Source organism: Mesorhizobium sp. B2-6-2 (assembly GCF_006440615.1).
Taxonomy (GTDB): Bacteria; Pseudomonadota; Alphaproteobacteria; order Rhizobiales; family Rhizobiaceae; genus Mesorhizobium.
On record NZ_VFUG01000005.1, the window covers coordinates 218554 to 235768 of the forward strand.

The 17215-nt window shown below is 63.3% G+C and carries 22 protein-coding genes and 1 pseudogene; 12 read left to right on the forward strand and 11 right to left on the reverse strand.

Features of this window, described 5'->3' with window-relative positions; all coding sequences use genetic code 11:
- Nucleotides 1-108 precede the first annotated feature (108 nt).
- Both FJ419_RS13550 and FJ419_RS13555 read left to right on the forward strand, forming a co-directional pair.
- Nucleotides 109-1134 carry a class I fructose-bisphosphate aldolase gene (locus FJ419_RS13550; protein WP_140693121.1) on the forward strand — a complete coding sequence of 342 codons (1026 nt, stop codon included), beginning with the start codon at nt 109-111 and terminating at the stop codon, nt 1132-1134.
- A 154-nt stretch (nt 1135-1288) separates the two neighbouring features.
- A complete protein-coding gene (locus FJ419_RS13555; protein WP_140693138.1) occupies nt 1289-2029 on the forward strand; it encodes a thioredoxin family protein in 741 nt (246 codons plus the stop codon).
- 49 nt (nt 2030-2078) lie between these two features.
- Here FJ419_RS13555 and FJ419_RS13560 read toward each other — a convergent pair whose 3' ends face one another.
- A complete protein-coding gene (locus FJ419_RS13560; RefSeq protein ID WP_140633199.1) occupies nt 2079-2240 on the reverse strand; it encodes a hypothetical protein in 162 nt (53 codons plus the stop codon).
- Between the two features lie 205 nt (nt 2241-2445).
- Here FJ419_RS13560 and FJ419_RS13565 point away from each other — a divergent pair, with 205 nt between their 5' ends.
- The 3 genes from FJ419_RS13565 to FJ419_RS13575 all read left to right on the forward strand — a co-directional run bounded on the left by FJ419_RS13565 (nt 2446) and on the right by FJ419_RS13575 (nt 3731).
- Entirely contained in the window at nt 2446-2610 is a 165-nt protein-coding gene (locus tag FJ419_RS13565; RefSeq protein ID WP_095767353.1) for a hypothetical protein, read from the forward strand.
- A gap of 204 nt (nt 2611-2814) precedes the next feature.
- Nucleotides 2815-3009: a hypothetical protein gene (locus tag FJ419_RS13570; protein WP_140693154.1), complete on the forward strand. Its 195-nt coding sequence runs from the start codon at nt 2815-2817 to the stop codon at nt 3007-3009.
- A gap of 2 nt (nt 3010-3011) precedes the next feature.
- Nucleotides 3012-3731 carry a YafY family protein gene (locus tag FJ419_RS13575; RefSeq protein WP_095767352.1) on the forward strand — a complete coding sequence of 240 codons (720 nt, stop codon included), beginning with the start codon at nt 3012-3014 and terminating at the stop codon, nt 3729-3731.
- A gap of 167 nt (nt 3732-3898) precedes the next feature.
- Here FJ419_RS13575 and FJ419_RS13580 read toward each other — a convergent pair whose 3' ends face one another.
- The 3 genes from FJ419_RS13580 to FJ419_RS13590 form a co-directional block, all read right to left on the reverse strand.
- On the reverse strand, nt 3899-4591 hold the full coding sequence (locus FJ419_RS13580) for a DUF1013 domain-containing protein (RefSeq protein ID WP_140545101.1): 693 nt from the start codon (nt 4589-4591) through the stop codon (nt 3899-3901).
- Nucleotides 4592-4844: 253 nt separating this feature from the next.
- Complete coding sequence (locus FJ419_RS13585) at nt 4845-4985, reverse strand: DUF1127 domain-containing protein (protein ID WP_095767350.1); 141 nt, start codon at nt 4983-4985, stop codon at nt 4845-4847.
- A gap of 356 nt (nt 4986-5341) precedes the next feature.
- On the reverse strand, nt 5342-6352 hold the full coding sequence (locus tag FJ419_RS13590) for an NAD(P)H-quinone oxidoreductase (protein ID WP_140693170.1): 1011 nt from the start codon (nt 6350-6352) through the stop codon (nt 5342-5344).
- 215 nt (nt 6353-6567) lie between these two features.
- Between FJ419_RS13590 and FJ419_RS13595 the strand changes: the two genes are divergently transcribed.
- The 3 genes from FJ419_RS13595 to FJ419_RS13605 all read left to right on the forward strand — a co-directional run bounded on the left by FJ419_RS13595 (nt 6568) and on the right by FJ419_RS13605 (nt 8399).
- On the forward strand, nt 6568-6762 hold the full coding sequence (locus FJ419_RS13595; RefSeq protein WP_140693186.1) for a DUF1192 domain-containing protein: 195 nt from the start codon (nt 6568-6570) through the stop codon (nt 6760-6762).
- A gap of 81 nt (nt 6763-6843) precedes the next feature.
- A complete protein-coding gene (locus tag FJ419_RS13600; RefSeq protein ID WP_140693195.1) occupies nt 6844-8091 on the forward strand; it encodes an MFS transporter in 1248 nt (415 codons plus the stop codon).
- A 32-nt stretch (nt 8092-8123) separates the two neighbouring features.
- Nucleotides 8124-8399 (forward strand): metalloregulator ArsR/SmtB family transcription factor, encoded by a 276-nt coding sequence (locus FJ419_RS13605; RefSeq protein WP_140545095.1) that lies wholly within the window; start codon nt 8124-8126, stop codon nt 8397-8399.
- Nucleotides 8400-8451: 52 nt separating this feature from the next.
- Here the strand turns inward: FJ419_RS13605 and FJ419_RS31165 are convergent.
- A pseudogene (locus FJ419_RS31165) lies at nt 8452-8538 on the reverse strand (glutathione S-transferase family protein); the annotation flags it as partial.
- 24 nt (nt 8539-8562) lie between these two features.
- Complete coding sequence (locus FJ419_RS13615) at nt 8563-9390, reverse strand: alpha/beta hydrolase (RefSeq protein WP_140693198.1); 828 nt, start codon at nt 9388-9390, stop codon at nt 8563-8565.
- 86 nt (nt 9391-9476) lie between these two features.
- Here FJ419_RS13615 and FJ419_RS13620 point away from each other — a divergent pair, with 86 nt between their 5' ends.
- Nucleotides 9477-9995 (forward strand): helix-turn-helix domain-containing protein, encoded by a 519-nt coding sequence (locus tag FJ419_RS13620; protein ID WP_140693203.1) that lies wholly within the window; start codon nt 9477-9479, stop codon nt 9993-9995.
- A 117-nt stretch (nt 9996-10112) separates the two neighbouring features.
- Here the strand turns inward: FJ419_RS13620 and FJ419_RS13625 are convergent, their stop codons facing one another.
- The 3 genes from FJ419_RS13625 to FJ419_RS13635 form a co-directional block, all read right to left on the reverse strand.
- On the reverse strand, nt 10113-10514 hold the full coding sequence (locus tag FJ419_RS13625; RefSeq protein WP_140545089.1) for a hypothetical protein: 402 nt from the start codon (nt 10512-10514) through the stop codon (nt 10113-10115).
- Nucleotides 10515-10744: 230 nt separating this feature from the next.
- Nucleotides 10745-10927 (reverse strand): 50S ribosomal protein L32, encoded by a 183-nt coding sequence (gene rpmF / locus FJ419_RS13630; RefSeq protein WP_006203806.1) that lies wholly within the window; start codon nt 10925-10927, stop codon nt 10745-10747.
- Between the two features lie 153 nt (nt 10928-11080).
- Nucleotides 11081-11788: a transglycosylase domain-containing protein gene (locus tag FJ419_RS13635; protein WP_181170695.1), complete on the reverse strand. Its 708-nt coding sequence runs from the start codon at nt 11786-11788 to the stop codon at nt 11081-11083.
- Between the two features lie 170 nt (nt 11789-11958).
- On the opposite strand from FJ419_RS13635, the gene FJ419_RS13640 reads away from it, so the two are divergent.
- A complete protein-coding gene (locus FJ419_RS13640) occupies nt 11959-12834 on the forward strand; it encodes a polyprenyl synthetase family protein (protein WP_246679207.1) in 876 nt (291 codons plus the stop codon).
- A 218-nt stretch (nt 12835-13052) separates the two neighbouring features.
- Nucleotides 13053-13265, forward strand: coding sequence for a tautomerase family protein (locus FJ419_RS31170; RefSeq protein ID WP_246679203.1), 213 nt, complete (start codon nt 13053-13055; stop codon nt 13263-13265).
- Nucleotides 13266-13341: 76 nt separating this feature from the next.
- Here the strand turns inward: FJ419_RS31170 and FJ419_RS13650 are convergent, their stop codons facing one another.
- Entirely contained in the window at nt 13342-14316 is a 975-nt protein-coding gene (locus FJ419_RS13650) for an alpha/beta hydrolase (protein ID WP_140693221.1), read from the reverse strand.
- 238 nt (nt 14317-14554) lie between these two features.
- Here FJ419_RS13650 and FJ419_RS13655 point away from each other — a divergent pair, with 238 nt between their 5' ends.
- A complete protein-coding gene (locus tag FJ419_RS13655) occupies nt 14555-15127 on the forward strand; it encodes an HXXEE domain-containing protein (protein ID WP_140693226.1) in 573 nt (190 codons plus the stop codon).
- Nucleotides 15128-15144: 17 nt separating this feature from the next.
- Here the strand turns inward: FJ419_RS13655 and FJ419_RS13660 are convergent, their stop codons facing one another.
- On the reverse strand, nt 15145-17148 hold the full coding sequence (locus FJ419_RS13660; protein ID WP_140693231.1) for a PAS domain-containing sensor histidine kinase: 2004 nt from the start codon (nt 17146-17148) through the stop codon (nt 15145-15147).
- Between the last annotated feature and the right edge of the window lie 67 nt (nt 17149-17215).

Sequence of the window (17215 nt, forward strand, 5' to 3'; positions counted from 1 at the left end):
AGCCCAGGCAAAGCCCGCGCGGCTTTCGATCGATTCTAGCTTTCCGGCGTCATTCCTTTGGCGGTAGTGTTCTGCTGGCGCGGAATAAACGCACGTAGGAGAGCACCCATGAGCGAACGTCTCGAAGATATCGCCGCCGCGATGGTGAGCGGCGGCAAGGGCCTTTTGGCCGCCGATGAGAGCTCCGGTACGATCAAGAAGCGTTTTGACGTTATCGGCGTTGAATCCACCGCCGATAACCGGCGCGACTATCGCGAGATGATGTTTCGGTCCAAGGAGGCGATGTCAAAATACATCTCCGGCGTCATTCTCTATGACGAGACCATTCGCCAGCAGGCCGCCGACGGCACGCCGCTCGTCGACATCATCAAGGCCGCCGGCGCCATTCCCGGCATCAAGGTTGATCTCGGCGCCAAGCCGCTGGCCGGCTTTCCCGGCGACACCATCACCGAGGGCCTGGACGGGCTGCGCGAGCGGCTCGCCGACTATTACAAGCTCGGCGCCCGCTTCGCCAAATGGCGCGCGGTGATCGATATCGACACCGGCAAGGGTGTGCCGTCGGCCAATTCGATCGCCTCGAACACCCACGCTTTGGCCCGCTATGCCGCACTCTGCCAGGAGGCCGGCATCGTGCCGATCGTCGAGCCGGAAGTGCTGATGGACGGGGCGCATTCGATCGACACCTGCTATGACGTCTCCAAGGCGACGCTGATCAAGCTCTACGACGAGCTTTACGCGGCCCGCGTCATGCTGGAAGGCTCGATCCTGAAGCCGAACATGGTCATCTCCGGCAAGAAATCCGGCAAGACCGACAGCCCGGAGGAAATCGCCGAGAAGACGATAAAGCTGTTCCGCGAGGTGGTGCCGTCGGCAGTGTCCGGCATTGCCTTCCTCTCCGGCGGCCAGGACGACGAGGAGGCGACCGCCAACCTCAATGCCCTCAACGCCATCGGCCCGCATCCTTGGAAACTGACCTTCTCCTATGGCCGCGCGCTGCAGGCCGCGCCGCAGAAGGCATGGAGCGGCAAGGCCTCGAACGTTGCTGCCGGCCAGGCTGCCTTCACTCACCGCGCCCATATGAACCATCTGGCGGCGCTCGGAAAATGGCAACCGGCGCTGGAAAAGGCCGCCTGACGCCATCCCGGAGCCGTGCATGAAAACCCGGGCCGGCAGCCCGGGTTTTGCTTTTTGCGGGCCGCGTTCCCACTTGTGAGGCGCCGACCGCTATCGACCATGTCGGATCGCGCCGATGTCGAACGTCCTTGGCAGGAGAGGACAGGAGATGGTCATGCATCGCAACGCCGTGGTTTCGCGCGAAGACTGGTTCGAAGCGCATCGCAAGCATCTCGAGCGCGAGAAGGAGCTGACGAAGTTCCGCGAGCTTATCGCCGCGGAGCGGCGGCAACTGCCCTGGTTCAAGCTGCGCAAGGATTATGTTTTCGAGAGCGAAGCGGGGCCGAAGCATCTTGCCGAGTTGTTCGCCGGCAAGAGCCAGCTCATCGTCTATCATTTCATGATGGCGCCGGGCTCCGACCACCGCTGCGAGGGCTGCTCGTTCCTCGCCGACCACATCGACGGCGCCAACCGGCACCTGAAGCATCATGACGTCTCGCTGGTCGTCGTCTCGCGTGCGCCGCTGGCCGAAATCCTGCCTTACAAGCAGCGCATGGGCTGGAAGTTCGACTGGGTGTCGTCTTATGCGTCCGATTTCAACTTCGACCTGCAGGTCTCCTTCACCGACAGGCAGATCGCGGCGGGCGAAACCACCTATAATTTCGAGAAGCGCCCGTTGCGGTCGAAAGACCTGCCCGGCACCAGCATCTTCTATCGCAACGAGTGCGGCGACATCTTCCTCACCTTCATGTCGCGCGCCCGCGGCGGCGACGCGCTGATCGGCGCCTATCATTATCTCGACATGACGCCGAAGGGCCGCGGCGAGACGGGTCCCTATCACAACCTGATGGACTGGGTGCGCCTGCATGACGAATATCGGGACAAAGACAAGGACCGGCCGGACTGCTGCGCGTGAACGGCAGCACGCGCCACTCGCGGGCCGTCCTCCCCGAATATGGGCAGGCCTACGCCCAGTGCCCAAGCACCGCCGCCAGCGAGATAGCGGCCATCGCAAGCAGCGCCAGTTTCCAGAAATCGCCGCGCCGCTTCAGCCCCGGCCAGCCCAGCGGCTTGATGACCTGGATCAGCATGATGCCGCAGATGACAAGGGCAAACAGTTTCGTCATGCCGCCTTTGACCAGCATCGATGGCGACTGTCAAAGCTGTTCTCGAGCGCACCCTCGGGCGGAGCATTCCTGACAGAAATAGGGCCTATTCGAACGCTGCGAGCGGCACCGCACCGTCTTCCTCGGTGCCCTGCCAACCTCCTGACAGACTGCTGTCAGGAGGGGTGTCAGATACTCTTCTCATCAAAAAGAGAGGAGTGAGGTCATGAACGGTTTTACAATTCTGCGTAGTGTGCAGCACTATGTTGGCAGGATTCGCACCGTGCGCAACGAGATTCGCACCCAGCGTTTCCTGAACACCTTGCCGGCGGACATCCGCAAGGACATCGGCTGGCCGGACCTTTACCAGGGCCGCGTGCGTGAAAACTGAAATTTTGCGCCGCGACTTGGATTGGAGCGCAGTAGCGCCCAGATGTAATGCGGCCAGTAATGTTGAGTTCAGGGAAAGAGCCTTGTTCGCGGGTAGTTTCGCCGCAGTCTCCTGACAGTATGTTGTCAGGAGGCATGCGGTAATTGGAGCGGCTTCGATCCTGACAGCAACGAACGTCAACCAACGATCCGGAGTGATCCGCGTATGGTGAAAAGCTGGAACGGCAGGCTGAGCACGCCGAGCATCATCGGCATCAAGCCGTCGCTGCCCACGGCCGGTGATGTCGTCCAGGGCCAGTCGATGCTGGCGCCGACCGCGGGCAGATTGTCCTTCGGTGCGAAATTCGTTGCCGCGCAGCGCACGCGCGAAGGGCTTAAGTCATATCCTCGGGGGATCTAGCGATGCGTCGTGCTGACAGGCTTTTCCAGATCGTGCAGCATTTGCGGGGCGGCCGGCTGGTCACCGCGCAGAAGCTCGGCGCATGGCTCGAGGTTTCCGAACGCACCATTTACCGTGACATAGCCGACCTGCAGTCGACCGGCGTGCCGATCGATGGCGAAGCGGGCGTCGGCTACATGATGCGGGAGGGATTCGACCTTCCCCCGCTGATGTTCACACGTGACGAGATCGTGGCGCTGGTTGCCGGCGCCCGCATGGTGCGCGCCTTCGGCGGTGCCACAATGGCGAGGGCCGCCGACGAGGCGCTGGTCAAGATCGGCGCCGTGCTGCCCGACACCGAGAAGGACCGCATCGCCCGCACCGAGATCCATACGCCGATGTGGGTGGTAAGCGACGCCGCGCGGGAAGCGATCGACCTGATCGAGCGCGCCATCGAGAAGCGCCAGGTGCTGACCATCGACTATTCCGACGAAGCCGGCCGCGGCACCGCGCGCGACATCAGGCCGCTCGGCCTGTGGTTCTGGGGCAAGGTCTGGACCCTGGTCGCCTGGTGCGAGATGCGCGACGATTTCCGCGCCTTCCGCATCGACCGCATCGCCTCGGTCGTCATTGCCGGTCGCATCTTCAAGCCGGAACGGGGCAAGCAGCTCGCCGATTTCTACCGGGCCGTCGAGCGCTCAGAGGATTACGGCATGGCGCCCGACCGCGCCGCGCGGACGTGACTTGCGCTTTTCTCCTTCTCCCCTTGTGGGAGAAGGTGGCCGCGAAGCGGCCGGATGAGGGGTGTTCCAGGGAACGCCGACGTCTCACTCCGCTGGAACACCCCTCATCCGTCTCGGCGCTATCGCGCCGATCCACCTTCTCCCACAAGGGGAGAAGGTAAGAGCGCTCATTCCTCGTCTTCGTCCTTGTCCTTCGACTTGAGCGCCGAAAGCTTGGCGAAGACGGCGTTGGCATCGAGCTCCTGGTCCTCATCCTTCGGCTTCTCCGGCGCCGGCACCAGCCGTTCGGTGAGCGCGGCGGGCAGCAGCGTGTCGCCGACGGGCTGCGCCGGCTCGCGGCCGCGCGAGGCGCGGTTGACCTCAAGGTCCAGGTCGATCTGCGAGGTGAGGCCAAGCGTCACCGGATCCATCGGCTGCAGATTGGCCGAGTTCCAGTGCTTGCGCTCGCGGATCTGCTCGATCGTCGACTTGGTGGTGCCTACGAGACGGGCAATCTGCGCATCCTTGAGCTCGGGATGGTTGCGCACCAGCCACAAGATGGCGTTCGGCCGATCCTGGCGCTTCGACAAAGGCGTGTAGCGCGGGCCCTTGCGCTTCGATTCCGGCACCCGCACCTTCGGCTCCGACAACTTCAGCCGGTGGTTGATGTCCTTCTCGCCGCGCGCGATCTCGTCGCGCGTCAGCTGACCGGTGATGATCGGGTCCATGCCCTTGATGCCTTGGGCCGACTCGCCGTCGGCGATCGCCTTGACCTCCAGCGGATGCAGCCCGCAGAACTGCGCGATCTGCTCGAAGGAGAGCGCGGTGTTGTCGACCAGCCAGACGGCGGTCGCCTTGGGCATCAGCAGCGAATTGGCCATATCAAAAATCCTTCTCGTTCGCCCGCGTTCCCGCGCGGGCGGTGGTTTTAGAGCCACCAAAATGGGAAATTCGCGGCCTGTATAAACGCTCCCTCCAATTTTCGCAATGTTTTTTGGGAAGGGCCGATCAAGGCCCTAAAAAGACAAAACCCGCTGGACGAGGTCCAGCGGGTTTGGAACCGGAAACAAGCAAGCGTCTCGACGGCTCTGGCTTGCATGTCGCAGCCCGACCGCGAGGCCGGGCTGCGTCTGATTACACCGCCTGGCGGGCGATACGCTCGATGTCGGCCCGGTTGATGCCGAGGTCGCTAAGCTGGCGGGCATTGAGCTTGTTCAACTCGCGCACGGTCTCGTTGTACATGCGCCACTTACGGAAAGCACTGATCGGGTTCATGATGGTTCTCCAGTCGTTTGGTCAAATCGTTTGATGCCGCGTAAATAGGCACTCCTGCCCACAAATTGAACGGACGCTTTTGCATGGCCGCAATGCGTTTTGTGCAATGCAGCATTAAGGTTTCGTTCAGCTTGGAACGGGGACACGCGCCGACGCCAGGATGGGTCGAGATTCAGGTCAGGCCGAGTCGAAAATGGTGGACTTCGAGAACCGGAGCGGAGCGTACTTCCGCATGTCCCGGAAAAGTGGTTTTCCGGTTTTCCGATCAGGACATGCGGCAGCTGGAAACCACGTGAGCACCGGAAGCACAGAAGCCCGGCATTTGCAGGCCGGCCTCACCTGAATAACGATCCATCCTACTCCACGTCGAGGACGATCTTGCCGATATGCTCGCCCTCTTCCATCCGCTCGTGCGCCCGCCAGGCTTCGGTCAGCGGAAAGATCATGTCCATCACGGGCGCCACCTTGCGGGTGCCGAGCAGTGGCCACACCTGCGCCTCGAGCGCGGTTGCGATCGCCGCCTTGAACTCGACGGTGCGCGGGCGAAGCGTCGAGCCGGTGTGGGTCAGCCGCTTCACCATGATCTTGGAGAAGTCCGCGCTGGCCACGGCGCCGGCCTGCACCGCGATCTGCACGATGCGCCCTTCGACGGCCGCGGCATCGTAATTGCGCCCGACATAATCGCCGCCGACCATGTCGAGGATGACGTCGGCGCCCTTGCCATCGGTCGCATCCTTCACGGCGGCGACGAAATCCTCCTCGCGGTAGTTGACCGCCCGGCCGGCGCCGAGCTTCAGGCAGGCGTCGCATTTCTCCTTGCTGCCGGCGGTGGTGATCACAGTGGCGCCGAAAGCCGAGGCGAGCTGGATGGCGGTGGTGCCGATGCCGGACGAACCGCCATGGACAAGCAGCGTCTCGCCTTTCTTCAGGCCGCCGCGCTCGAATACATTGTGCCAGACGGTGAAGTAGTTTTCCGGAACCGCGGCGGCTTCCGAATGCGTGAAACCCGCCGGCAGCGGCAGCACGCTGCCGGCATGAACCTTGACATATTCGGCATAGCCGCCGCCCGGCGTCAGCGCGCAGACCCGGTCGCCGATGCGCCAGCGCGATATCTCGTCGCCGAGCGCCGCGATTTCGCCTGACGCTTCGAGGCCGGGCAAATCGGATGCACCGGGCGGCGGCGGATAGGCGCCCTTGCGCTGCTGGACGTCCGGCCGGTTGACGCCGGCCGCGTGCACCCGGATCAGCACTTCGCCGGGGCCGGGCACCGGCACGTCGCGCGTTTCCGGCTTGAGCACCCTTGGCCCACCCGGTTGCGAGATCGCGATGGCCGTCATCGTCGCGGGAATCTTCTGTCCGTCTGCCATGATATTGTGTTCTCCCTGTATCCCGGTCTATCGCCGCCCGTTTGCATCGGCGCCCCTGCCTGGAGCAGTTCGGCGCTTGAAGAAGCGGCAACCTGCTCCAACTCTTTGTTCCTACGCCATTCCGGACGGAAAACCGCTACGCACTTTTCCCGGAATTGCTCTATGTATGCCGATTGCCAAATCAGGCAAATGGCCGAGTAAGAGAGGAGCGACGGATGGCGATCTTCGACGACGAACCCAGGAAAAAGCAGCGCCCGCACGAGATCGGCCAGGACCTGTCTTTGCTGTCCGTCGACGAATTGTCCGAGCGCATCGCTTTGCTGCGCGACGAGATCGCCAGGCTGGAAGCCGAGCGCAGCGCCAAGGGCGCCACCAAATCCGCCGCCGAGTCGCTGTTCCGCCGCGGATAAATTGTTCGGCGTGCTCGCTCGCCGCCGAAAAGCCCGATTACATCTGTCTTCAGGCCCTGCGTCTCGAACCCGGATCAAGCGATGTTTGCAACCTACAGACCGATCCTCTCGCTGCTGCGCGGCACTGCGTTCCTGCTCGCCGCATCCGGCCTGCACGGTCTGCTCCTGCCGCTGCGCGGCCAGGTGGAAGGCTTTTCGACCGCATCGCTCGGCCTGATGGGCACGGCCTGGGCCGGCGGCTTCGTCGCCGGCTGCTTCTTCGCACCGCGTCTCGTGCGCCGCGCCGGCCATGTCAGGGCTTTCGGCGCCTTCGCCGCGTCGGGCGCGATCGTCGCGCTGCTCACCGGCCTCATCATCGACGAATATGTCTGGATCCTTTTGCGCGCCTTCACCGGCTTCACCATGGCCGGCGCTTTCATGGTGATCGAGAGCTGGCTTAACGAGAAGGCCACCAACGAGAACCGCGGCACCGTCTTCGGCCTCTATATGATGGTCACCTATGCCTCGATCATGGGCGGCCAGATGATCGTCGCCGGCGGCGATGTTCGGTCGGCCTCGCTGTTCATGATCACCGGCATCCTGTTTTGCCTGTCGCTCATTCCGACGGCCGTGTCGACGCAGTCGCATCCCAAGCCCCTGCAGGACGTCAAGCTCGACGTCAAAGGCCTTTACGCCAACTCGCCGGTATCGGCGGTGGCTTGTCTGCTGATCGGCATCGCCAACGGTGCCTGGGGCACGTTGGGCGCCGTCTATGGCGCGCGCGTCGGCATATCGACCGCCGAGATCGCGCTGATGATGAGCCTGGTGGTCATTTCCGGTGCCGCCATGCAGCTACCGGCCGGGCGCCTGTCGGATACAACCGACCGGCGCTTCGTGCTGGCCGGCGCGGCCTTCGGCGCAGCCCTGGTCGCGATGCTGATCTTCCTGATCGCACCGCGTTCGGGCGTCTTCATCATCGTGATGACCGCCGCCTATGGCGCTTTTGCCTACACGCTCTATTCGATCGCCGTCGCGCATGCCAACGACCACGCCCGCTCCGAGGACTTCGTCAAGGTTTCGGGCGGTCTGCTCTTGCTCTACGGCTTTGGCACGATGATCGGCCCGCTTTTGGCCGCGGCCTTGATGGGCGCGGTGCGTCCGGAGGGGCTTTTCCTGGCAACCGCGCTCGCGCATCTCAGCCTTGCCGGTTACACGCTGCTCCGCATCCGCGCCCGCGCGCCGGTGCCGATCGAAGACCGCGATGCCTTCAAGACGCAGCCCGCGGACCGCGCGGTCACGCCCGAGGCCACGCGGCTCGATCCGCGCAGAAAGGTTGAAACCGATAGTTGAGATTCGCGAGACTTTGCCTCACAAATAAAGGCATGATGTTTTCTGACGCCTTTATGGCGATAGCCGATCCCAACCGGCGCCATCTCTTGGAAGAACTCCGGCGCGGCCCGAAGACGGTGAACGAATTGGCGGCCGGATTGCCCGTCTCACGCCCAGCGGTTTCCCAGCATCTGAAGGTCCTGCTGGACGCCGGCCTGGTCAATGCCAAGCCCGAAGGCACGAGGCGCGTCTATACCGTCAGCAGCGCCGGCTTCCTCAGGCTCAACATCTGGCTCGATCAGTTCTGGGAAACGGCGCCGGGAGAATAGTCCCTGGCCATCAATGCATGCCGCTCAGAAGGCGCCGTCTGCAGGGCTGCGCCGCGTCGTCATGCAGCGCTGGCATCTTGCCGGTCGGCGACACCTTCAGGAAGGCCGCGCGCGAAGCTTCATCGCCGAGGTCGACGACGGTGAAGCCGGCGTCTTGCCGGCGCTAGCCGTGTGCGGCGATGGCTTCGACGATCTGTGGCCAGTCGTTGCGATGCAGTTCGTGGCCACCGCCTTCGATCTTGACCAGCCTCGCGCCGGGAATGGCCCCAGCCAGAGCTTGGCCATGCTCGATCGGGAAGAGCGGATCGGCAGTGCCGTGGATGACGAGCAGCGGCACGCGAAGATCCCGCACCGTCCGCTGCGGGCCGCCGCCCTTGAGCAGGAAATGATTGGTCGCGCTGGCCAGCCCACCGGAACGGCCGTAGTCCTCCTCGATCATCTTGCGCGTCCGCCCCTCGTCGAACGGATGGCGAGTGCTGGCAATCGCACGGGCGTCCTTGACCATGAAGTCGATCACCTGCTCCCGATTCGACCAGTCGACATTGCCGCCTTGGGCCGAGTGCTGCTTGTAGGCCTCGGTCGTTCCGGGCAGGCCGGACGTATCGACGCCAAGCGGCGAGCAGGAGATCACGGTAAGGGCGCTGACGCGTTCGGGATATTTCAGCGCCAGGCTTTGCGCGAGCATGCCGCCCATCGACATGCCGGCGACATGCGCCTTGGCGACGCCATGGTCGTCGAGCACGCGCATGGCGTCGTCCACCATGTCCTCGAATGTGTAGGGCGGCGCGCCCGGCGGATATTTGGTCGATAGGCCCGTGTCGCGGTTGTCGTAGCGGATAACGAAGCGGCCGCGCCCGGCAAGCTGCCGGCAAAAGGATTCGGGCCACCACAGCATCGAAGCCATGGCGCCCATGATCAAAAGGATCGCTGGATCTTTCGGACTGCCGAAGCTTTCCGAAACGATGTCGGGGCGCTGCGCTGCGGTGGTCATCTGCTCCCCCATTCCGCTTGCATTTTGCAATTGGTTGCACGATAATAAAACCGATATCATAATGCAACTGGTTTTTGGAGATCGTTATGACCGCCGAGCATCGATCCGGCTGCCCGATCAATCTGTCGCTCGAGGTCTTTGGCGACCGCTGGAGCCTGATCATCCTGCGCGACATGATCTTTGGCGGCAGGCGCCATTTTCGCGAGTTGCTCAACGGCTCGCTGGAAGGCATTGCCTCCAACATCCTGGCCGACCGGCTGAAGCGGCTGATGGAGCTCGGTCTGCTGACCAAGGCCGACGACCCCAGTCACAAGCAGAAGGCGATCTACAGCCTGACCGAGATGGCGATCACGCTGGTGCCGATCATGGCGCAGCTCGGGGCCTGGGGACGCGTCTGGCTGCCGGTTACGGAAGAATTGTCGATCCGAGCCGAGCTGCTCGAAAAGGGCGGTCCGCCGCTATGGGACCAATTCATGGACGAACTGCGTCACGAGCATCTGGGCGCACCATCCAAGTCGCCGTCGGGCACGCCGACCGTGCGCCAGCAACTGCGCGCTGCCTACGAGGAAGTGGTCGCACGAAAAGCTGAGGCTACTGTGGATTGACCGCTTTCGTATCGGGGGTTTTGGAGATTAGCCGGAATGTTCCTCGCATCGTCATTCTATGGCGGAGCAAGGAGCGAAGCGACGCGCGCAGACCATGGAATGACGACATTGGAAGACCTAATTCAAATTGATATCCCGGCTGGCCGACCGCATCGACACCGAGAAGCCGGCCAGCACGTCGAACAGCGCGATGACCATCAGCGTGAAGAAGACGGAATGCGCCGCGCCTTTCACCAGCAGGAATTCGACTAGGAAGGCGATGAAGACCAGCGTCGACAAAAGATGATCGAGGATCGAGGCGTTGGTGGTGCGCACCGATTTTGAGATCTCGACGAACAGGAAGATCAGGCCGATCAGCACCATCAGGCCACCGAGCGTCATCGAGAACACGCCGCCCGACATCATGCGGAAGGAGAACATCTCGGTCGTCCAGGGATCGTCGCCGCCGCCGAACAATCCGAGCAGGCCGAGATTGTAGAGGACGAAGGGCACGATCAGCAGCGGGATGGCACCGAACATCTGGGCGACTCCAATGGGGCACCCCTTTGTAAAATCCGCGGCAGGCGCGCCGTCAAGGCTTTTCGCCGGCGGCGGCGAACACGCTCTAAGACCTAATGAAATAACAATGTCAGCCGGTTGTCCGGCTTTTCTGCGGCCTGCGAGGCCCAGGTCTCCCTCAACCGAGGGCCGCACGCAAAAAGACCGGCCAAAGGCCGGTCTTTTGAAACGTCACGAACCGCGGAAGCTTCTCAGCTTTCCTTCGGCTCAAGAACTTGGCGGCCGCGATACATGCCGGTCTTCAGGTCGATGTGATGCGGGCGGCGCATTTCGCCGGAATTCTTGTCCTCGACATAGGTCGGGGCCTTGAGCGCGTCGGCCGAGCGGCGCATGCCGCGCTTCGACGGAGAGGTTTTTCTTTTTGGAACGGCCATGGATATGCTCCACTACATGGTCAAAATGCCCCGGCAACCCTCGCGAAAGGGCCGCATCGAGGCCATAATCTGAGAAAGTCGGGTGCCTATACACGCCCTGCGCCGTTTTGGCCAGCGCCGGCGCAAATTTTTTTGAGCCGGCGCCGCTTCGTCCTAGTCAAGGCAGCCGACATAGGCGCCTGATCGGCTCGCGCGCCGCTCGATCAGCGAGGCCAGCCGCCGCAGGCCCGGCCCCGGCCTGGCGGGATTGCGCGCGATCGGGTTGGGCAGGCTGACGGCAAGCAGCGCCGCCTGCCGGCGCGACAATTGCTTGGCAGAGACGCCGAAATGATGCCTGGCGGCGGCCTCGATGCCGTAGATGCCCGGCCCCCATTCGGCGATGTTGAGATAGATTTCCATGATCCGCCGCTTCGACATCACAGCATCGAAATAGACGGCCAGGGGCAGCTCGACCACCTTGCGCACGCTGCCCAATGGCCGCGACCACAGAAAAAGGTTCTTCACCGTCTGCATGGTGATGGTGGAGGCGCCGCGCGTCGCCTCGCCGGCCAGCGCGTCGTCGACCACGCCGCGCAACTCGCCCAGATCGACGCCGCGATGAAAGCAGAACTGCCCGTCCTCCGACATGATCACCGAATGCGCCAGCACCGGCGCCACGTCATCGATCGAAACCCAGCGCCGGTCGTAGCCGGAAAAAGTCACGAGGTCCTTCAGCATCAGCGTCGAGACCGGATGCACGAAGGGTGGCAGATAAAGGAAGGTGAGCACGACCGGTATGACCGCCAGCACGAGCGCCACGACCAGGCAACGCCGGCCAAGCCGCTTGAGACCGGCGCGGTTCAGGCGCCGACGTCGCGCCATGTCCAGCCCTTCGCTTTCATATTCGACGATCGGTTCCGTCAAGCCGTCCCACCCGTGCCTCGCCTCCTCCGGCATAAAGGCGCGAGCCTGCTTGCGCAATGTCTGAGTGTCGGCTACCGCTCCCGGCCATGGGCAAAGACGACCAGATCGCCTTCGAATCCGCGCTTTTCATGCGCGCCGCTGCGGTCGAGACCGAGCTGCGGCGGATCCTCGACGCGCGTCCGCTCACCAGTGAGATCATGCGACCTGAGCGCCTCATGGCGGCCATGCGCCATGGCGTGCTCAATGGCGGCAAGCGGCTGCGGCCTTTTCTGGTCATGGAAAGCGCCGCGCTGTTTTCGGCCGAGAGCGAGGCGGCGCTGCGCGTCGCCGCAGCGCTCGAATGCGTGCATTGCTACTCGCTCATCCATGACGACCTGCCTTCCATGGACGACGACGATTTGAGGCGCGGCCAGCCGACGGTGCACAGGGCCTTCGATGAGGCGACCGCGATCCTCGCCGGCGACGCGTTGCTGACCTTGGCCTTCGACCTCGTCGCCGACGACGCGACGCTGCTGTCGGCGGAGCGCCGCGCCACCCTGGTTCTCGCCCTTGCTCGTGCGGCCGGTGCCGGCGGCATGGTCGGCGGCCAGATGCTGGACCTGGAAGCCGAGCGCGAACGGCCGGACGAGGCGGGCATCATCACGCTGCAGGCGATGAAGACCGGCGCGCTGATACGCTTCGCCTGCGAGGCCGGCGCGATCGTCGCCGGCGCGCCTGCTGCCGACCGCGAGCGGCTGGCGGAGTTCGGCTCGGCGATCGGCCTTGCCTTCCAGCTCGCCGACGACCTGCTCGACCTGACCGCCGACGCAAAGCAGATGGGCAAGGCGACGAACAAGGATGCGGCCGCCGGCAAGGCGACGCTGGCAGCACTGCACGGACCAGACTGGGCGCGCGGTCAGCTCCACGGCCTCATCGAACAGGCGCATGCGCTGCTCGAGCCCTATGGCGAGCGGGCTGAGCTGCTCAAGCAAGCGGCGACCTTCGTGGCGACGCGCAGCAACTGAACGGTGGCGCGGCGGGCGGCAATTGCCGAAGCCGACAACAGCTCCGATTGTTCGCAATGTTCGAATACTGCTGTCGATGGCCGGGTGATTATCCGGCATCCGCAGCAGCCTATATCCGCTCCAGGACAACGAACGGACATCATCGGTCCGGCCGCCGACGCCTCCCCGGCCCTTCATCCAGAGCCGTGAAATCCACCGGAAGGAACCTGGAATGCCCTTTGCCAACTTCAAGATGCCCCGAGGCCGCCCTCACAAAGGCGCAGAAGGAAGACCTCGTCCACAAGGCCACGCAGAAGTTCGTCGACTATTTCGGCGAAGCTGTACGCCCCTACACTATGGTGCTGATCGAAGAAGTTCCCGACGGAGGCTATGGCCGCGCCGACGAGGTCTTCATTCTTCCCGACGCCTACCGGGCCGAGGATAGTGCCTGACTTGAACCGGGCGAGTCGCTTGCCGAGCGGCACGCCCAACTTTCCGTGTCGGAGCCGATACTCGCTTTCCCTTGGATCAGCCCCGGTTCGGCAAGCTCCGCAGGAAATCGATCATCGCGGCGTTGACCTCGTCCGGGCGCTCCTGCTGGGTCCAGTGCCCGCAGCCGGGCAGCATCAGCGTATCGCGGATTTGCGGGACGAAGTTCCTGAGATTGGCCAACAGTTGATCCATGCCGGGGAAGGCGACCACAAGGTCGCGGTCGCCCGCTGCGTAGAGAGCGGGAACCTTGATCCGCGCGCCGGCAAAGGGCGCCATCAGTTCCCAGTTCCGGTCGATGTTGCGGTACCAGTTGAGACCTCCGGCAAAGCCGGTGCGCTGGAACTCGCCGGCGTAGAAATTGCTGTCGCTTTCGCTGAGCCAGTGCGGCAGACTTGCAGGAACCTCGGCGGCTTGCAGGAGGCCTCCGCCGTGCGGGACCATGGCAATTCTGGCACCGCCGTCCGAAGCGTCTCCCGAGACCGCGTAAAGTATGGCGCGCACCGTGGCCCGCGGGTCCCGTTCCAGCTCCGCCTCGGCAATGCCGGGTTGCTGGAAATAGAGCTGGTAGAACTGGGACTCCGCCGTTCGCGGCATGAGGCTGGTCGGACGCGCATTGCCGCGCGGCCGGAACGGCACGCTGAGGCCGACGACGGCATGGAAGCGGTCCGGCCGTAGCAGCGCGGCATGCCAGGCCACCACCGCACCCCAGTCGTGGCCGACGATGACGGAGCTGGGGACATCGAGGGCGTCGAGAAGACCCACCATGTCGCCGACCAGATGAAAGAGCGTGTACTGGTCGATCGCTTCCGGCCGGTCGCTCTTGCCGTAGCCTCGCATGTCGGGGGCGACGGCACGGAAGCCCGCCGCTGCGAGCGCGCCCAGCTGATGCCGCCAGGAATACCAGGATTCGGGGAAGCCATGGCACAAAAGCACCACCGGCCCTTCCCCCTGCTCCGCGACATTGAGGCGGATGCCGTTGGTCTCAATTATCCGCTGTATAGGTTCGCTCACGGCCGCTTCTCATGCTCGCGTTCCACCTCTGATCAATGGCGAAAGGCCAGACGCCGCAACGGGTGGCCGAGCCAGCGGGGTGCCAAGTTTTGGAGGCGCGCATCTTCCATTGACTGTCTCAGGGGCGGTCGCGGCAGTCAATATCCGACACGTAGCGCCACGGCGTCCACGCACTTGAATAGTTCTGGCGATGCGCGTCCATTCGTGCAGGATCGCTGACTGAGGAGGCGGGGAACCAATGCTTAAGCTGCAACGCTGGCTAGCCGACTATTGGGTCGTGGGCGCAGGGTTCATGGCAGCATCGCTCATAGCGGCCGCGCCGGTCGTATCGCTTCCACTGCCGGTGTTCCTGATCTTCCTGCACAGCCCGTTTTACATGGTCCACCAGGTCGAAGAGCACGCCGGCGACCGATTCCGCAAATTCGCGAACGAAAATGTCTTCGGCGGCCGTGACGCCCTTACCGTCGCCTCGGTTCTCGTCATCAACCTACCATTTGTCTGGGGCATCAATCTGCTGGCTCTTTATGCGGCGTTCCTGTGGGGACCCGCCTGGGGCCTGGTTGCCCCCTATGTCATGATCGTGAACGCGCTTGCGCACCTCGTCACATCGGCGCGGCTCGGCAAATACAATCCCGGCCTCGTCACCAGCGTCATTTTGTTTTTGCCGCTGAGCGTCGTCACGATCTGGATGATCGGCAGGACGGAAGGTCTTGTCCCGCAATTGATCGGCGCAGCTCTCGCGATCCTGCTTCACCTAGCGATCATTGCGGTCGTGGCCGCCCGATACCGCTCTCTCGTCGTCACCTCATAGCCTCTGAGGCGACGTCATCAGTCTTGATCACCGGCAAAACGGCCCCTTGTCCTCAACGGCACCACATTTGCGCTGGCCGGCTGTTCCGACTCCGCGCTCTGCACGGCGACTGCCATATCGGCCCGGGGCAGATAGATCTTCACCGTCGTGCCCTTGCCGACTTCGCTGTCAATCGTGACCGCGCCGCCGGACTGCTGCGCGAAACCGTAGACCTGGGCGAGGCCGAGGCCTGTACCCTTCTCGGGCCCTTTGGTCGTGAAGAACGGTTCGAAAACCTGCGGAAGCACGTCTGGCGCAATGCCGATGCCTGTGTCGGTGACCCGCAACGCGACGAATTCACCTTGCTGGCCGGCTGCGTTGTCCTCGCTCGACAACAGCACGTTCTCCGCCGTTATCGTTACCAGGCCACCGTCGGGCATGGCGTCCCGCGCGTTGAAGGCAATGTTGACGAGACCAAGCTCCAGTTCGCCGGGGTCGACCTTGACTGGCCAGGTTTCGGGTCCGACAGCGGCGACCAATTTCACCGATTTGCGCATGGAGCCCGCTATCATTGCGCGGACGGCTTCCACTCGCTCTGCCAGCGAGACGACCTCGGCGCGGGCAGCCTGCTTGCGCGAGAAGGCCAGCAACTGGCGTGTCAATGCGGCGCCGCGCTGGAGCGCAAGTTCCACGGATTCGGTCGCCCGCTTCATTTCGGGATCGGCGCCGACTTTCTTGCCCAGGCGAACATAGCTTTCGACCACCGTCAGGAGGTTGTTGAAATCATGCACGATGCTGCCGGTCAGTTGGCCGAGCGCATCCATTTTCTGCGTATGAACGCGTTGCGCTTGCGCCTGCCGGAGTGCGATCTCAGCATCGCGTCGATCGGTAATGTCGCGCGTGATCTTGGCGAAACCGATCAGCTCTCCCCGCTCGTCGCGGATCGGATCGATCACGACATTCGCCCAGAACAGCGTCCCGTCCTTACGGACGCGATGGCCCTCGGTCTCGAAGCGTCCATCCCGTGTTGCCGTGTAGAGCGCGCGGCCAGGTAAACCGGCGGCGCGGTCGTGCTCCGTGTAAAACCGAGAGAAGTGCTGACCGATGATTTCCTCGGCCGCATAGCCCTTGATGCGCTCCGCACCGGCATTCCAACTGGTCACCAGCCCATTTGGATCAAGCATGTAAAGCGCATAGTCGGTCACGCCGCCCACCAGAAGGCGGAACTGGCGCTCGCTTTGACGCAAGGCTTCGTGCGCCGCACGGCGTTCGGTGATGTCGCGCGTGATCTTGGCGAATCCTTCGAGCTGGCCTGCGTCATTGTGGATCGGGGTGACGACTATCGATGCCCAGAAACGGCTGCCGTCCTTGCGTACGCGCCAACCCTCGCCTTCATATCGCCCGTTCTGCACGGCTGCTTCGAGGACACGGAGCGGCGTGCCTTTTGCGCGTTCTTCACGGGTGTAGAATTTGGAAAAATGCTGGCCCACGATTTCCTCGGCAGCGTAGCCTTTCAGCCGCTCGGCGCCAGCGTTCCAATTGGTGACCATGCCGCTTGGATCGAGCGTGTAGATGGCATAGTCGGTCACGCCGTCGACAAGGATGCGGAAGCGCCGCTCGCTCTGCAGCAGCGACTCATGCGCGGCGACGCGCTCCGTGATGTCTCGCGTGATCTTCGCGTAACCCAAAAGAACGCCGTTGCGGTCCAGTACCCGTTGAACAAGGCCGCTCGACCAGAACCTGGTTCCGTCCTTGCGCACCCGCCATCCTTCGGCCTCGTATCTTCCCTCCGCCTTTGCCGCGGCAAGCATCCTGCTCGGGACCCCATTCGCCTGATCTTCGACTGTGAAAAATCGGGAGAAATGCTGCCCCAGAACTTCCGAAGCCGCGTAGCCTTCTATCTTTTCGGCGCCGGCATTCCAGCTGGTGATGAAGCCATCCGCATCGAGGGTGTAGATCGCGTAATCGGCAACAGCGTCGATGAAGAGTTCGAGGCGCCGGCTGTCGGAAAGATGTTGCGCGTCGGCTGGGGTCAGTGGCATTGTCGAACCCGCGCTACGCTCGCATTAAGCAGTTCGTCCGGTGACACGTTTGCAACATAGGCGTGCC

Bases quoted from the DNA above. Each gene is read 5' to 3' on its own strand.
- FJ419_RS13640 (WP_246679207.1), top strand. From the start codon at position 11,959: ATGCGCGCCGCTGCGGTCGAGACCGAGCTGCGGCGGATCCTCGACGCG.
- FJ419_RS13560 (WP_140633199.1), bottom strand. From the start codon at position 2,240: ATGACGAAACTGTTTGCCCTTGTCATCTGCGGCATCATGCTGATCCAG.
- FJ419_RS13580 (WP_140545101.1), bottom strand. From the start codon at position 4,591: ATGGCCAATTCGCTGCTGATGCCCAAGGCGACCGCCGTCTGGCTGGTC.
- FJ419_RS13575 (WP_095767352.1), top strand. From the start codon at position 3,012: ATGCGTCGTGCTGACAGGCTTTTCCAGATCGTGCAGCATTTGCGGGGC.
- FJ419_RS13660 (WP_140693231.1), bottom strand. From the start codon at position 17,148: ATGCCACTGACCCCAGCCGACGCGCAACATCTTTCCGACAGCCGGCGC.
- FJ419_RS13600 (WP_140693195.1), top strand. From the start codon at position 6,844: ATGTTTGCAACCTACAGACCGATCCTCTCGCTGCTGCGCGGCACTGCG.
- rpmF (WP_006203806.1), bottom strand. From the start codon at position 10,927: ATGGCCGTTCCAAAAAGAAAAACCTCTCCGTCGAAGCGCGGCATGCGC.
- FJ419_RS13550 (WP_140693121.1), top strand. From the start codon at position 109: ATGAGCGAACGTCTCGAAGATATCGCCGCCGCGATGGTGAGCGGCGGC.
- FJ419_RS13585 (WP_095767350.1), bottom strand. From the start codon at position 4,985: ATGAACCCGATCAGTGCTTTCCGTAAGTGGCGCATGTACAACGAGACC.
- FJ419_RS13555 (WP_140693138.1), top strand. From the start codon at position 1,289: ATGCATCGCAACGCCGTGGTTTCGCGCGAAGACTGGTTCGAAGCGCAT.
- FJ419_RS13605 (WP_140545095.1), top strand. From the start codon at position 8,124: ATGATGTTTTCTGACGCCTTTATGGCGATAGCCGATCCCAACCGGCGC.
- FJ419_RS13635 (WP_181170695.1), bottom strand. From the start codon at position 11,788: ATGGCGCGACGTCGGCGCCTGAACCGCGCCGGTCTCAAGCGGCTTGGC.
- FJ419_RS13625 (WP_140545089.1), bottom strand. From the start codon at position 10,514: ATGTTCGGTGCCATCCCGCTGCTGATCGTGCCCTTCGTCCTCTACAAT.
- FJ419_RS13565 (WP_095767353.1), top strand. From the start codon at position 2,446: ATGAACGGTTTTACAATTCTGCGTAGTGTGCAGCACTATGTTGGCAGG.
- FJ419_RS13620 (WP_140693203.1), top strand. From the start codon at position 9,477: ATGACCGCCGAGCATCGATCCGGCTGCCCGATCAATCTGTCGCTCGAG.
- FJ419_RS13615 (WP_140693198.1), bottom strand. From the start codon at position 9,390: ATGACCACCGCAGCGCAGCGCCCCGACATCGTTTCGGAAAGCTTCGGC.
- FJ419_RS13655 (WP_140693226.1), top strand. From the start codon at position 14,555: ATGCTTAAGCTGCAACGCTGGCTAGCCGACTATTGGGTCGTGGGCGCA.
- FJ419_RS13570 (WP_140693154.1), top strand. From the start codon at position 2,815: ATGGTGAAAAGCTGGAACGGCAGGCTGAGCACGCCGAGCATCATCGGC.
- FJ419_RS13595 (WP_140693186.1), top strand. From the start codon at position 6,568: ATGGCGATCTTCGACGACGAACCCAGGAAAAAGCAGCGCCCGCACGAG.
- FJ419_RS13590 (WP_140693170.1), bottom strand. From the start codon at position 6,352: ATGGCAGACGGACAGAAGATTCCCGCGACGATGACGGCCATCGCGATC.